This window comes from Yersinia massiliensis CCUG 53443 (assembly GCF_000312485.1).
Taxonomy (GTDB): Bacteria; Pseudomonadota; Gammaproteobacteria; order Enterobacterales; family Enterobacteriaceae; genus Yersinia; species Yersinia massiliensis.
On sequence record NZ_HE997643.1, the window covers coordinates 1,237,518 to 1,252,309 of the forward strand.

A 14,792-nucleotide genomic window follows, 5' to 3' on the forward strand; every position below is an offset into this window, starting at 1 on the left:
GAAGGTCTACCGCCCATTAGTCATATGCTGCAAGGCGGTCATTATGGATCACGCAAATTAACGAACAGGATGCACATCATGTAACGGCGTAAAATTCACTGGCCGAAAGCCAGAGCTATATCGCGCAACCGCTAAGTCATCAGCCAAAATTGCAGGGCGACGCCCATACATAATATCAGCCAATAGCTGGCCTGAACCGCACGCCATGGTCCAACCCAGTGTGCCATGCCCCGTGTTCAAATAGAGATTCTTAAGCGATGTGCGCCCGATAATTGGCGTACCATCTGGTGTCATTGGGCGCAACCCCGTCCAGAACGTAGCCTGACTGATATTACCGCCATGGGGATATAAATCGCCGACGACCATTTCCAGCGTTTCACGCCGTGCTTGCGCCAACTGGGTATTAAAGCCAACAATTTCAGCCATGCCTCCTACCCGAATACGGTCATCAAAACGCGTGATCGCAATTTTGTAGGTTTCGTCCAGCACGGTAGAAACGGGGGATGAAGCAGGATCGGTAATGGGAATGGTCAGTGAATACCCTTTCAGCGGGTAAACCGGAATAGAAACTAACCCCGCCAACAAGGCCGTCGAGTAAGCCCCAAAGGCCACCACATAGGCATCCGCTTTAATAATATCGTCGCCACATAGCACCCCTGCGATTTGATCACCGTCCACCAATAATTTATCGACTGATTGATTAAATCGGAATTTGACGCCAGCCTGTTCTGCCATCTTAGCCAGACGTTCAGTAAACAGTTTACAATCGCCGGTTTCATCATTCGGTAGCCGTAAACCGCCAGTGAGCTTATGTGCGACTTTCGCCAAAGCGGGCTCGACAGTGGCCAATTGATCCGCTGTCAGCAACGAATAAGGCACACCCGCATCATCCAACACGGCGATATCCTTAGCGGCGTTATCAAACTGCTGTTCGGTACGGAACAATTGGAGGGTTCCGCCCTGTCGACCTTCATACTCAATACCGGTGTCTTCCCGCAATTCTTTTAAGCAGTCACGGCTATATTCGGCCAAACGCACCATGCGACTTTTGTTGAGCATGTAATGGGAGGTGTCGCAGTTTCTGAGCATTTGCCACATCCAACGCAGTTGGAAACTACTGCCATCAAGGTGTATAGCGAGCGGAGCATGACGCTGGAACATCCATTTTATTGCCTTGAGTGGCACACCAGGTGCTGCCCATGGAGCGGCGTACCCGGGGGAGATCTGCCCTGCATTAGCCGCGCTGGTTTCCTGCGCTGGCCCATCCTGACGATCAATGACCGTGACATCATGACCATCTTTGGCCAGATACCATGCACTCGCAACACCAACGACGCCACTGCCTAAAATGACGATACGCATATCACCCTCCCTAACGACAGCAAAAGCATAATGTTCTGTTGACAGAAAATTAACCTAGCAGAAAAAACTATCCAACATATTAATTATAACCTGTGACTTGATTCACAATTAATTTACTCTGCAATGAGTTTTCAGTTCAATAGCCGCTAGGAAATAGCGATAAGATTCTATTTTTATGTCGTTATGCGTTAGAAAGGCTAAAAAATGTCAAATTTATCCCTACTTACAGAATGATTAATTAGCATCTTGCACAAGCCACATTTATTAGTTTTATATTCTTCATAATCACTATTATTTCGGAATAATAATCCTGATAAACGCCATTTTAGTTTATCTAGTCTGTCGATAAATAAATAATCTATATTGACATAAGGCCTTGCCATGCCTCAATTTGTTCATAATGAGCTAGGATTATTGAAGTACCGGTATTTTGCAGGGTTATATAACCGTGAGGATGCGCTAATGACGACTTCAACACCGAAACAGACTGCACAAGACAAGCGCCTGACTGACGGCCCGGACTGGACATTTGAATTGTTGCAGGTCTATCTGGATCAGATTGACAAGGTAGCAAAACATTACCGGCTTGAAACTTACCCTCATCAGATTGAGGTTATTACCTCAGAACAAATGATGGATGCCTACTCAAGCATTGGCATGCCCATTAACTATACTCATTGGTCATTCGGTAAGAAATTCATCGAAACTGAGCAAAAATATAAACAAGGTCAGCAAGGCCTAGCCTACGAAATTGTCATTAACTCCAATCCCTGTATCGCTTATTTGATGGAAGAAAACACCATCACAATGCAGGCGTTGGTGATGGCTCACGCCTGCTATGGCCATAACTCCTTCTTCAAGAATAACTATCTGTTCCGTGCTTGGACAGATGCCAGTTCCATCGTGGATTACCTGCTGTTTGCTCGCCACTACATCAGTGAATGCGAGGAACGTTATGGTGTGGAAGAAGTTGAGCGACTACTCGACTCTTGCCATGCGCTGATGAATTACGGGGTGGATCGCTATAAACGTCCGCAAAAAATCTCGTTAGTTGAAGAGACAGCTCGTCAAAAAAGTCGCGAGGAATACCTGCAAAGTCAGGTTAATTCATTATGGAAAACGCTGCCACGTAAAGACCGTGGTGAAATACAAGCACAAGCCCAACGTTACCCCAGCGAGCCTCAAGAAAACCTGCTCTACTTTATGGAAAAAAATGCCCCTCTGCTGGAATCTTGGCAGCGAGAAGTACTGCGGATCGTCCGTAAAGTTAGCCAATATTTTTACCCGCAAAAACAGACTCAGGTCATGAACGAAGGTTGGGCAACCTTCTGGCACTACACCATTCTCAATCATCTCTATGATGAAGGTCAGGTCACGGAACGGTTTATGATGGAGTTTTTGCATAGCCATACTAACGTTGTCTATCAACCGCCTTATAACAGCCCTTATTATAATGGCATAAACCCGTACGCACTGGGTTTCGCTATGTTCCAAGACATTAAGCGCATCTGCCAATCACCGACCGAAGAGGATTACTATTGGTTCCCTGATATTGCGGGCAAAGATTGGTTGGATACGCTTCATTTCGCGATGCGTGACTTTAAGGATGAGAGCTTTATCAGCCAATTCCTATCACCAAAAGTTATGCGAGACTTTCGTCTCTTCACTGTGCTGGATGATGATAAGAATAATTATCTGGAGATTTCAGCCATTCATAATGAAGAAGGCTATCGTGCTATCCGCAATGAATTATCCGCACAATATAACCTGAGCAATCATGAACCCAATATTCAGGTATGGAATGTCGATTTACGCGGGGACCGTTCTCTCACCCTGCGTTATATCCCTCATGACAGAGCACCGCTGGATAAGAGTCGCCAACAAGTGATGAAACATATTCATCGTCTTTGGGGATTTGATATTCATATGGAACAACTGAATGAAGACGGGAGTATTGAGCTATTGGACAGCGTGCCGCCTAGGGCGAATAAACTTTAGCTATTTAGGACGGGTCAGCTATTTAAAACACGTCACCAAAGAAAAAGGCCGCTTGCGCGGCCTTTTGTTTCGAGAAAGATTCACTCTTTTGGAGTGGCACCCTCTACTCGACTTTTTAGCTTTTGCCCTGGACGGAAAGTCACCACACGGCGCGCCGTAATAGGGATGTCCTCACCCGTCTTCGGATTACGGCCCGGACGTTGGTTCTTGTCTCGCAGATCAAAATTGCCAAAGCCAGAGAGTTTAACCTGTTCACCATTCTCGAGAGCACGACGTACTTCCTCAAAGAATAGCTCGACCAGATCTTTTGCATCTCGTTTGCTAAGCCCAAGCTTTTCAAACAGATGTTCTGACATTTCAGCTTTAGTAAGCGCCATAGGTTCAATCCCTCAAGGATGCTTGGAATCGCTGTTTTAACGCCTCTACACATCTTGCAACGGTAGCGGCGATCTCCTCTTCTTCCAGTGTACGGGCGGTATCCTGCAACACCAGACTAATAGCCAGACTCTTATAACCTTCTGCTACGCCCTTGCCACGGTACACATCAAACAAGTTTACGCCAACTACCTGATTTGCGCCAACTTTCTTACACTCTGCCAAAATATCTTCTGCGGGAACGTTTTCAGCTACCACAACAGCGATATCACGACGGTTTGCAGGGAAGCGAGAAATCTCGCTGGCTTGAGGCACGGCGCGGTCTGCGAGCTTGTTCCATAACAATTCAAACACCACAGTTCGACCATTTAGATCCAGCTTACGTTCCAGCTCAGGATGAACTACACCAATGAAACCAATGTGTTCGCCCGATAAATATATTGCCGCACTCTGCCCCGGATGAAGTGCCGAATGGGATTCTGCACGGAACTGAACATCAGATAATTTGCCAGTAAGTTCCAGAATTGCTTCCAGATCACCCTTCAAATCATAGAAGTCGATTGGCTGACGCACCAGATCCCAATGTTCTTCGTAACGATGCCCAGCAATGACGCCAGCCAGCATGACATCCTGTCTAACCCCAAGATCGGCTGTGTTATCAGGTACAAAGCGTAAGCCACTTTCGAATAAGCGTAAACGAGATTGCTGGCGATTCTGGTTATAAACTACCGCAGACAGTAAACCGGTCAACAATGACAAACGCATGGCAGACATATCAACAGAGATAGGGCTAGGTAGAATTAATGCTTCTTGTTGCGGGTGCAGTAATGCTTGCACTTTTGGGTCAACAAAACTGTAAGTAATTGCTTCCTGATAGCCACGATCCACTAATGTTGTTTTGACTCGCTTCAGTGATAAATCCGCCTCACGGTGTTTTGTCATCACCAAATCTGCTTTGATAGGCACATCTGGAATATTGTTATAACCATAAATACGGGCAACTTCTTCGACTAAGTCTTCTTCGATTTCCATATCGAAACGCCAACTTGGTGCGACAGCTTGCCAGTCAGTACCTAGCTCAGTTACCTGACAGCCTAGGCGGCGAAGGATGTCACTCACCTGCTCAGAAGGCACATGGTGACCAATTAAGCGATCCAGTTTTTCACGGCGTAGCGTGATAGTGGCCCGCTTTGGCAAGTCTTGCGCTGCTGTGACGTCGATAACTGGGCCGGCTTCACCACCACAGATATCAATTAACAAGTGAGTCGCACGTTCTATCGCCTTATGCTGCAATGCTGGATCAACGCCACGCTCATAACGATGAGAGGCATCAGTATGCAGACCATGGCGACGCGCTCGTCCTGTAATTGACAGTGGATTGAAGAATGCCGATTCCAACAGGACATTACGGGTTTCTTCATTAACACCAGAATGCTCACCACCAAAAATCCCGGCCATTGCCAGCGGTTTTTGCTGGTCGGCAATAACCAATGTGTCAGCATTCAGTTTAGCTTTTGTTCCATCCAAAAGGGTCAATTCTTCGCCTTCGGCTGCCAGACGGACAATAATGCCACCTTCGATGCGGTCCAGATCAAACGCATGCATCGGCTGACCTAACTCAAGTAAGACAAAGTTAGTGACGTCTACAACAGGATCAATCGAACGAATACCGCAGCGGCGCAATTTCTCACGCATCCACAAAGGCGTGGCGGCTTTAACGTTAATGCCCTTCACTACGCGGCCCAAATAACGTGGGCAAGCTTGTGGCGCATCTACGCGGATAGGGAAAGTGTCATTAATAGAGGCGACAACTGGGCTCATATCCGGCTCAGTTAATGCCAGTTGGTTAACAACAGCGACATCACGTGCAACACCGATAATGCCTAAGCAATCCGCGCGGTTTGGTGTCACGCTGATTTCAATGGTTTTATCATCTAACTTCAGGTACTCACGTACATCAACACCGATTGGTGCATCTGCTGGTAGCTCGATAATACCATCGTGATCTTCTGAAATGGCTAACTCAGAGAAAGAGCACAACATGCCTTCTGATGGCTCACCACGTAACTTGGCAGCCTTAATCTTAAAGTCTCCAGGTAAAACAGCGCCCACTGTCGCAACCGCAACTTTCAGACCTTGGCGACAGTTTGGTGCGCCACAAACGATGTCCAACAGACGATCGCCACCCACATCAATCTTGGTGACTCGCAGTTTATCTGCATTTGGATGCTGACCACATTCAACGACGTGGCCGACAACAACACCATTAAATTCACCCGCAACAGGCTCAACACCATCAACTTCTAAACCTGCCATCGTAATTTGATGGGTTAATTCGTCACTGCTAATGGCTGGGTTCACCCATTCGCGTAACCAAAGTTCACTGAATTTCATGAGATATTCCCGCCTTACTTAAACTGTTTGAGGAAACGCAGATCATTTTCGAAGAAGGCCCGCAAATCAGTGACACCGTAACGTAACATCGTTAAACGCTCCATCCCCATGCCAAATGCAAAACCTGAATAGACTTCAGGATCAATACCTACGTTTCGTAATACATTTGGGTGCACCATGCCGCAGCCTAGTACTTCAAGCCATTTCCCATTTTTGCCCATAACATCCACTTCAGCAGATGGCTCAGTGAATGGGAAATAAGAAGGTCGGAAGCGAATTTGCAGATCTTCTTCGAAGAAGTTACGCAAGAAATCATGCAAAGTGCCCTTCAGGTTGGTAAAGCTAATATCGCGATCAACGATAAGCCCTTCCATCTGATGGAACATCGGGGTGTGAGTTTGGTCGTAGTCATTACGATAAACGCGGCCTGGCACGATAATCCGAATCGGAGGCTGCTGGCCTTGCATAGTACGAATTTGTACACCTGAAGTCTGAGTACGCAATAGGCGAGTGGCGTCAAACCAGAAGGTATCATGGTCAGCACGAGCTGGGTGATGCGCCGGAATATTCAGTGCGTCGAAGTTATGATAGTCATCTTCGATTTCTGGGCCTGATTCAACAGAAAAGCCCAACTCACCAAAGAAAGTTTCAATACGATCAATTGTTCTCGTCACCGGATGCAGCCCACCATTTTCCATACGACGTCCTGGCAAAGAGACATCAATGGTTTCAGCTGCTAACCGAGCGTTCATGACCGCCGATTCCAGCGAGTCTTTACGGGCATTAAGTGCTTCTTGTACTTCCTGCTTGGCCTGATTGATGACTGCACCTGCTGCTGGGCGATCTTCTGCTGGCAATTCGCGTAGCGATGTCATCTGAAGGGTCAAATGGCCTTTCTTGCCTAGATATTCGACGCGTACCAAATCCAACGCGGCAACATCTTGGGCATCTTCTATGGCTGCTTTCGCTTTGGCAACCAGCTCTGCGAGATGTGGCATTGTTTCCTCTTCCTCTGGCCGGTATGGCCCGCTTGTAGTTATATCCTTCGTATCTGCCGTTGCAGGACGTTCACTGCAACTTCAATTACTTCAGGTATATCATGAGTTAAAAACCGATGAGTAAAATATTTTTCACACAAAATCAGCAAGATATCTATTATTTATATTGCTTCTATCATCACCTGAAGTGGCTTAGATCACAAACAAAAAAGCCTCCACTATGGGAGGCTTTGGCGTTATTTTTCGTTTCTATTCTTACGCACCAGCCTCCTGAAATCAGGCGCTAAAGTAAAAAAAGAAACGAAAAGTAACTACATGCATCATAACGATGGCCTTAATTGCCAAGAAACTCAAAGATTAAAAGAGGGAGACAAGCTCCCTCTTCCATTCTGACTTACGCCAGAGCTACTTTCGCTTTTTCGACCAGTGCAGAGAATGCCACTTTATCGAATACTGCGATGTCAGCCAAGATCTTACGGTCGATTTCAACAGAAGCCTTTTTCAGACCATTGATGAAACGGCTGTAAGACAAGCCATTCTGACGAGCAGCTGCGTTAATACGTGCAATCCACAGTTGGCGGAATTGACGCTTCCGTTGGCGGCGGTCACGGTAGGCGTATTGGCCTGCCTTGATTACTGCCTGGAATGCAACACGATAAACGCGCGAACGGGCACCGTAGTAACCTTTCGCCTGCTTTAAAATCTTTTTGTGACGTGCACGTGCTACCACACCACGTTTTACGCGAGCCATGTACTTCTCCTATCGTCTTAATTCAAACCAAAATTACTTATGCGTACGGCAGACATGCCACGACCAGACCCAGATCATTCTTAGATACAAGGCCTTTTGGACGTAAATGACGTTTACGCTTAGTAGCTTTTTTGGTCAAAATATGACGCAGGTTAGCATGCTTACGCTTAAAACCACCATTGGCGGTCTTTTTGAAGCGCTTAGCGGCGCCGCGTACTGTCTTAATTTTTGGCATTGAATATATCCACTTCGCATTGTTAATTACAACGAGCTAGCTAGGCGAACAGACTCCGACTACGCAAGCGCAGAGAAGCCTGTTACTTGAATGCCTTACTGTCTCTTCTTAGGTGCGAGCACCATGATCATTTGACGGCCTTCGATACGAGTCGGGAAGGACTCCACAACGGCCAAATCAATGTCTTCACACAGGTCTTTACGGACGCGGTTAAGCACTTCCATGCCGATCTGCTGGTGCGCCATTTCACGCCCACGGAAACGTAGGGTGATTTTGGCTTTATCGCCATCTTCCAGAAAGCGAATCAGGTTGCGTAGTTTGACCTGATAGTCGCCATCATCGGTACCAGGACGGAATTTGATTTCCTTGACCTGAATGACTTTTTGCTTCTTCTTCTGTTCTTTTGTCGACTTGCTCTTCTCATAGAGGAATTTGCCGTAATCCATAATACGGCAAACCGGCGGCTCGGCATTCGGACTGATTTCTACTAAATCAACACCAGCTTCCTCAGCTTTTTCAAGAGCTTCATTCAGACTGACAATACCAATCTGTTCACCATCGACGCCTGTTAAGCGAACTTCTGTGGCGCGAATCTCTTTGTTGATGCGATTAGGACGCGCCGGTTGAACTCGTTTTCCGCCTTTAATACTTTATTCCTCCAGTTGATGAAGACTACGGCTGCGAATTTCTGTTAGCAGCTGGTCTACGACCACGTTGACATCTAAGCTTCCCAAGTCTTTACCGCGGCGGGTACGAACGGCAATCTTGCCTGACTCGACCTCTTTATCACCACAGACCAACATATAAGGAACTCGACGCAACGTATGTTCTCGAATTTTAAAGCCAATCTTCTCATTTCTCAAGTCCGCTTTTGCCCTAATCCCTGCATCTTGCAGTTTTTTGGTCACTTGTTGGACATAATCAGACTGGCTATCGGTGATATTCATCACCACGACTTGTACCGGAGCTAACCACGTTGGGAAGAAGCCCGCGTACTCTTCGGTTAAGATACCGATGAAACGCTCTATCGACCCCAAAATGGCCCGGTGAATCATTACCGGCACCTGACGATCGTTGTTTTCGCCGATGTAAGACGCACTTAAGCGGCCCGGTAATGAGAAATCGAGCTGTACGGTACCACACTGCCACGCACGATCCAAACAATCATGCAAGGTAAATTCAATTTTAGGCCCGTAGAACGCCCCTTCACCCGGCTGATAATCGAATGGAATGCCGTTTTCAGTCAGTGCAGCGGCCAAATCGGTTTCGGCTCGGGTCCATTGCTCATCACTGCCGATACGTTTTTCAGGGCGAGTAGACAGCTTAACCACAATTTTCTCGAAGCCAAAGGTGCTGTACATGTCGTACACCATCTTAATGCAACTGTTCACTTCATCGCGAACTTGCTCTTCGGTACAGAAAATGTGCGCATCATCCTGAGTAAAGCCACGAACACGCATGAGGCCGTGAAGAGCGCCCGATGGCTCATTACGGTGGCAGCTACCGAACTCGGCCATACGCAATGGCAAGTCACGGTATGATTTTAACCCTTGGTTGAAAATCTGAACGTGACCAGGACAGTTCATTGGCTTGATGCAGTACTCACGGTTTTCTGAGGATGTGGTAAACATATGTTCGCCATAGTTTTCCCAATGCCCCGTTTTTTCCCACAGTACGCGGTCCATCATAAACGGCCCTTTCACTTCCTGATACTGGTACTCTTTCAGCTTCGTGCGCACAAAGGTTTCCAGTTCACGGAAGATAGTCCAGCCGTCGTTATGCCAGAACACCATGCCCGGTGCTTCTTCTTGCATGTGGTAAAGGTCCAGTTGCTTACCAATCTTACGATGGTCGCGTTTGGCCGCTTCTTCCAGACGTTGCAGATAAGCATTCAGTTGCTTCTTATCACCCCAAGCCGTGCCATAGATACGTTGCAACATTTTATTATTGCTATCGCCACGCCAGTAAGCACCGGAAGTTTTCTGCAATTTAAAATGATGGCAGAAACGCATGTTCGGTACGTGTGGGCCACGACACATATCAACGTATTCTTCATGGTGATATAAACCAGGGCGATCATCGCGGCTGATATTCTCATCGAGAATAGCCACTTTATAATCTTCACCACGAGCAGCAAAAGTGTCACGGGCTTCTTGCCAACTGACCTTTTTCTTAATGACGTCGTAATCTTTATCGGCAAGTTCATGCATCCGCTTTTCTAGCAGATCCAAGTCTTCCTGCGTCAAGGTACGGTCAATATCGACATCGTAATAGAAACCGTTGTCGATAACTGGGCCGATTGCCATTTTGGTATCTGGCCAAAGTTGCTTGATGGCGTGCCCTAACAAATGGGCACAAGAGTGGCGGAGTATTTCCAGCCCTTCAGCATCTTTGGTGGTGATAATGGCCAGTTGAGCATCAGATTCGATCAGGTCGCTGGCATCCACCAGCTCGCCATTGACACGGCCAGCGATACAGGCTTTTGCTAGACCTGGGCCGATATCTAAAGCAACATCGAGCGCAGAAACAGCATGATCGTAATGACGCTGACTGCCGTCAGGAAGGGTAATAACAGGCATTCTAATTCCTTATCTACAGTGGTGACCCACACGACAGATCACATGCAAAATTCAATACTATTTAAAATCAATATGTTATAAACGCTATCCGGCTTTACTTTGCCTGATATGTACACTCATATAGACAATTTGCTTTGTGCATAGGGTGTGACGCTATAACGGACTCGCCATACTACCATTCCCATTATTGATTTATCCACCCAGAATGGTGTCTTTATTGAGCATCACTCCCACATAAGAAAACCATGTAGCGACACCGCAAATAGAAATTGCAGCGCTAGAAGATGTAACGAGCTAACGCTGTATTAGAAGGGTTATGCTTTATATATTACGATCATATGGGTCCCGATGTTATCGCACCAGTTAGATTAGCCCCTGGCATTTTAACGCCATTCATACCTGTTTTTATTATTGTGGCATTGGCAAATGTTGAACAAGTTAGATTAGCTTTAGCTAGTTCAGCATCGGTCAGGTTAGCGCTAGTGAAATTTGCACAAGTGAGGTCAGCACTACTGAGATCTGCATTTATGAGATTTGCGCTAGTCAGATTAGCACAACTCAAGTCAGCCCCTATAAGGTCGGCGTCTTTAAGATTAGCATTGCCTAACTCAGCAGAAGTTAGGTTTGCTTTCGACAGATCAGCATCAACTAAGTTGGCACGAAATAATGTCGCTTGGGACAAGTTAGCTCCTCGCAGATTTGCACCTGCCAAGTCTGCTCGAAATAATGTTGCTTGGAACAAATCAGCACCTTTCAGATCTGAATCTGCTAAATCCGCACCGTTTAGGTTAGCTTGAGATAAATTAGTCTGATTCAAGTTAGCACTAGCTAATTTGGCACCACTCAGGTCAGCACCGACTAAATTTGCTCGGGACAAGTCTAATTTGTCGAGTTTTTTATTCGAAAGGTCAGCTCCAGCCAAGTTCATTTTTCCATCCTCTGTCAATATCACAGGGTTTTGGGGCAGTTGTAATTCATCTCTTAGCTTTAATGTTCGGCAAACATCTTTGTAGGTCTGGAGATTAATTTCAGAGCTCTCGGTGTAATTACCTTTTCTGACTTCCACTTTGACATTATCTGAATCTCTTTCTGGCATGATGAATGACACTTCGCATCCATTAATATCGTTAATTGTGATGTTTGCTAGCTTTTCTATATCTGCAATTTTTAAAGCCTCAACCATCTTTTCCATCACTTCCCTATAAAGACTTTCATTACCCCGCCGTACACCGCCGAAAGTGAGAATATTAATGATGTGTTCTAGGATACCTTTTGGTGAGGCTGCTTCTTTTATGGCATCAAATGAACCTATGCCTGCTGCGTAACCTATATTTAAAGTACTGCTACTTGAAACATTATTTGTCATGATTATCAGCCTTATGCTGGAGTGTAATCCCCCAGCTTATACAACTGTTATTTTATTTTTATCGTGTTAAAACCTTATTTTAAGGGTGACGATAAGACATAATTTAAGCGTTATGAGTGAATGAAAGTAATAATCGCTCACGCTTAAGTCACTCTATTCATTTGTTAAAGACGAATTCAACGCCCTCCTGCTAGTACCTGACAGTCCAAAACTTCAAATTTTGCTATGCAGCATTTATGAAACTCCTGGCTCTAAACCAACACAAAAAGGACTTCGTTCGTCGAGTTGCTGTTCCACTGATGAGCCATTTATTCATCATGTGATGCAGTGGCAATGTTGCGAGGAAAAAATTGATTAATACTCAAGTCAAACAGTGATAATGATCGCCGACAAAGTTATCATGCTTAAACTGCTCTACGATCACCACAAGAGCCACACCGTAAACTGAGGGTCAACTATTGCAGCGACAACCTGTTACATCTTCCAGAATTTTGTCGATTGGGTATGATCCTGAAAATCGCATGCTGGAAATACAGTTCCGTGAACAAGGGACTTACCAGTATTTGGGTGTCCCCGAGCGCGTTTATCAGAATTTCATATCTGTGGTATCGAAAGGTCGTTTTTTTGATGGCGTCATAAAAGGCAAATTTTTATGCCGGAAGATTGGCTAGATAAAAAATAATCCATTAAAACAAGTCACAACATCTTCCTGAAACGGTCACTTCGATGATAAGTATGGGCAAAGAAGCCAGCCGTTTCAGAAACCTGTCTATACTCCCTTCTCGCTATTAGACCATGAAATATCGCCATAAATAGGATATCGGCACCACCAGCAACAAGGCGGGTAAAAGATTGACCACTGCAAATATTTTGATTTGGGCGATACGCAACCCTACCGCAATCATAATAATCCCACCGCAGGCCGAAAAATCAGCAAAGGCGATATCATCCATATACGGCATGATGAGTTTAGCAAGCAAAACCAGTGCGATCTGAATCAGTAATTGCGGAATGGCAATAGCGATCAACGCAATACCCAGTGAGATAGAAAATATTAATGCGGTGAAAAAGTCCATCAGCGCTTTGACAAATAACAACTGAAAATCACCCGTTATCCCTTCGGTCAAAGAACCCACAATCCCTAAACCACTCACACAAAACAAGACGATCATGGCTGTGAAGCTTTGCGCAAATTCCTGAGGGGGCAGCGTACTGCGTGAGGGAATAATTCGCTCCAACAAACCTCGTGTCTTATTTGCCCCCCATTTCACGCCTTGCTCCAGAGAGAATAATTCCCCCACGGCCGTTCCGATAATGAGTGCCAAAACAACAGCAGGCATAAAATGCACTTTCACCACCATCACAATACCGATGGCGATAGAGGCTAGCGCAAATGTGGACGGTAAACCTTCTTGTAAGCGTTTTGGAATATGTCGGGCAAGTAAAACGCCCACAATACCGCCCAGAATAATACCGGCACTGTTAATAAATGGGCCAACCATACCTTACTCCTAATGTCTAAAACACGTTTGTTTATGGATGATATGTCTGTTTTAGAATTAGGGATTGACGATAATAGCTAAAGACAAACAGCGGAATGAGAGCAATTCTATCCATGCGAACGCCCTTTACTATATCTATAACGTCATCTCTATAACGTCATATCGATAGCGTCATATCTATAACGTCCTTGTATCCTGCATTAAAGGTTACGTTGTCACGAATCCCAGTTCTTGTGAAATACGTTGCGCCGTCGCCAGAATAGGCTTAATCAGATTTTTAACGCCAACCTGTTGGAGTTTTGCTGTCGGTAGCGAGACAGAGACGGAATAAGGCACGCGTTGCTGGATATCAAATACTGGAGCCGCGAAACAAGACACCCCCAATTCATTCTCTTCACGATCCATGGCGATGCCTGCTGTACGGATATTCGCCAGTTCCTCATACATTTTAGGCAGCTCGGTAATCGTGTTATGGGTCAACGCTTGGATCTCATGCTGATGGCTTTGCCAGTACTCATCGGGATAGTCACTTTTACCGTAGGCCATAAAAATCTTGCCCATCGCTGAACAATACAACGGCATATGCTGCCCGATATAAGCACGGGTACGCATCATTCCAGTTGTGGGTTCTAGTTTGTAGATCAGGATAACGTGGTCATCTTCCCGAGTGGAGAAATTGACTGTCTCGCCTAATTCAAGGTTGAGTTGTTCTAAATGCGGAGCCGCAACATGAATAATATTCAGTGATGATAAAGCCTTTTGCCCCACGGAGATGAATTTAGTGGTTAACCGATAGCTCCCCGGTGAAGGGGCTTGGGTCACATAACCACTGGTATGTAACCCCTGTAATAAGCGGTGAACGGTGCTTTTGTTCATCCCAGCGAGCTCAGATAAATGCGCCAATGGACAACCGTTAGGGTAATTACTTAGAATCTCAATCAGTTGCAACCCGCGAAACAGGCTTTGACTACCTAAGGGCTTATCTTTCTTATCATCGGAGAGTGTAAGGGCCATGGACGATATCCTTATTGTTTAGCGTGAAATGGTACTCCAAAGCTGTGGCATGTGTGAAGCACGAAACAGTGTTTCGTTATCATCTCAAGTACGTAATTTCGCAACATTTACCCAACATTAGAAGTGCGTAGTTCGTCACACTTCCGTAAAGTAATAATTAACTCATTGTTTTAAGTGAATAATTAATTATTCACTTCTTTTGCTTTCGCTAACATAAC

General features: G+C 45.7%; 14 protein-coding genes and 1 other annotated feature. Of the genes, 2 read left to right on the forward strand and 12 right to left on the reverse strand.

Annotation, left to right across the window (positions count from 1 at the left end; genetic code table 11):
- Positions 1-57 precede the first annotated feature (57 nt).
- Positions 58-1,362, reverse strand: a complete 1,305-nt coding sequence (locus tag BN68_RS05515) for a D-amino acid dehydrogenase (RefSeq protein ID WP_019210161.1) — start codon at positions 1,360-1,362, stop codon at positions 58-60.
- A 462-nt stretch (positions 1,363-1,824) separates the two neighbouring features.
- On the opposite strand from BN68_RS05515, the gene BN68_RS05520 reads away from it, so the two are divergent.
- Positions 1,825-3,360, forward strand: a complete 1,536-nt coding sequence (locus BN68_RS05520; protein ID WP_019210162.1) for a SpoVR family protein — start codon at positions 1,825-1,827, stop codon at positions 3,358-3,360.
- Between the two features lie 80 nt (positions 3,361-3,440).
- Here the strand turns inward: BN68_RS05520 and ihfA are convergent, their stop codons facing one another.
- The 9 genes from ihfA to BN68_RS22880 all read right to left on the reverse strand — a co-directional run bounded on the left by ihfA (position 3,441) and on the right by BN68_RS22880 (position 12,058).
- Complete coding sequence (gene ihfA, locus BN68_RS05525) at positions 3,441-3,737, reverse strand: integration host factor subunit alpha (RefSeq protein WP_004875238.1); 297 nt, start codon at positions 3,735-3,737, stop codon at positions 3,441-3,443.
- Between the two features lie 4 nt (positions 3,738-3,741).
- A complete protein-coding gene (gene pheT, locus BN68_RS05530) occupies positions 3,742-6,129 on the reverse strand; it encodes a phenylalanine--tRNA ligase subunit beta (RefSeq protein ID WP_019210163.1) in 2,388 nt (795 codons plus the stop codon).
- Between the two features lie 14 nt (positions 6,130-6,143).
- Positions 6,144-7,127: a phenylalanine--tRNA ligase subunit alpha gene (gene pheS / locus BN68_RS05535; protein WP_019210164.1), complete on the reverse strand. Its 984-nt coding sequence runs from the start codon at positions 7,125-7,127 to the stop codon at positions 6,144-6,146.
- A gap of 202 nt (positions 7,128-7,329) precedes the next feature.
- Positions 7,330-7,452, reverse strand: a sequence feature (Phe leader region).
- The gene (gene pheM / locus BN68_RS24570) at positions 7,404-7,451 is read right to left on the reverse strand and encodes a pheST operon leader peptide PheM (protein WP_129111451.1); all 48 of its coding nucleotides are present in this window, start codon (positions 7,449-7,451) and stop codon (positions 7,404-7,406) included. Its footprint overlaps the feature before it by 48 nt.
- A 69-nt stretch (positions 7,453-7,521) precedes the next feature.
- A complete protein-coding gene (gene rplT, locus BN68_RS05540; protein WP_004706556.1) occupies positions 7,522-7,878 on the reverse strand; it encodes a 50S ribosomal protein L20 in 357 nt (118 codons plus the stop codon).
- 37 nt (positions 7,879-7,915) lie between these two features.
- Positions 7,916-8,113, reverse strand: coding sequence for a 50S ribosomal protein L35 (gene rpmI / locus BN68_RS05545; RefSeq protein ID WP_002211834.1), 198 nt, complete (start codon positions 8,111-8,113; stop codon positions 7,916-7,918).
- A gap of 95 nt (positions 8,114-8,208) precedes the next feature.
- Positions 8,209-8,760 carry a translation initiation factor IF-3 gene (gene infC, locus BN68_RS23200; protein WP_071822392.1) on the reverse strand — a complete coding sequence of 184 codons (552 nt, stop codon included), beginning with the start codon at positions 8,758-8,760 and terminating at the stop codon, positions 8,209-8,211.
- Positions 8,761-8,763: 3 nt separating this feature from the next.
- Positions 8,764-10,692 carry a threonine--tRNA ligase gene (gene thrS, locus BN68_RS05555; RefSeq protein ID WP_019210166.1) on the reverse strand — a complete coding sequence of 643 codons (1,929 nt, stop codon included), beginning with the start codon at positions 10,690-10,692 and terminating at the stop codon, positions 8,764-8,766.
- Positions 10,693-11,026: 334 nt separating this feature from the next.
- The gene (locus tag BN68_RS22880) at positions 11,027-12,058 is read right to left on the reverse strand and encodes a pentapeptide repeat-containing protein (RefSeq protein ID WP_019210167.1); all 1,032 of its coding nucleotides are present in this window, start codon (positions 12,056-12,058) and stop codon (positions 11,027-11,029) included.
- A gap of 458 nt (positions 12,059-12,516) precedes the next feature.
- On the opposite strand from BN68_RS22880, the gene BN68_RS05565 reads away from it, so the two are divergent.
- Positions 12,517-12,729 (forward strand): KTSC domain-containing protein, encoded by a 213-nt coding sequence (locus BN68_RS05565; RefSeq protein ID WP_042806407.1) that lies wholly within the window; start codon positions 12,517-12,519, stop codon positions 12,727-12,729.
- Positions 12,730-12,846: 117 nt separating this feature from the next.
- Here BN68_RS05565 and BN68_RS05570 read toward each other — a convergent pair whose 3' ends face one another.
- A complete protein-coding gene (locus BN68_RS05570) occupies positions 12,847-13,560 on the reverse strand; it encodes a DUF554 domain-containing protein (protein WP_019210169.1) in 714 nt (237 codons plus the stop codon).
- 207 nt (positions 13,561-13,767) lie between these two features.
- Positions 13,768-14,574: an IclR family transcriptional regulator gene (locus tag BN68_RS05575; protein ID WP_019210170.1), complete on the reverse strand. Its 807-nt coding sequence runs from the start codon at positions 14,572-14,574 to the stop codon at positions 13,768-13,770.
- Positions 14,575-14,792 lie beyond the last annotated feature (218 nt).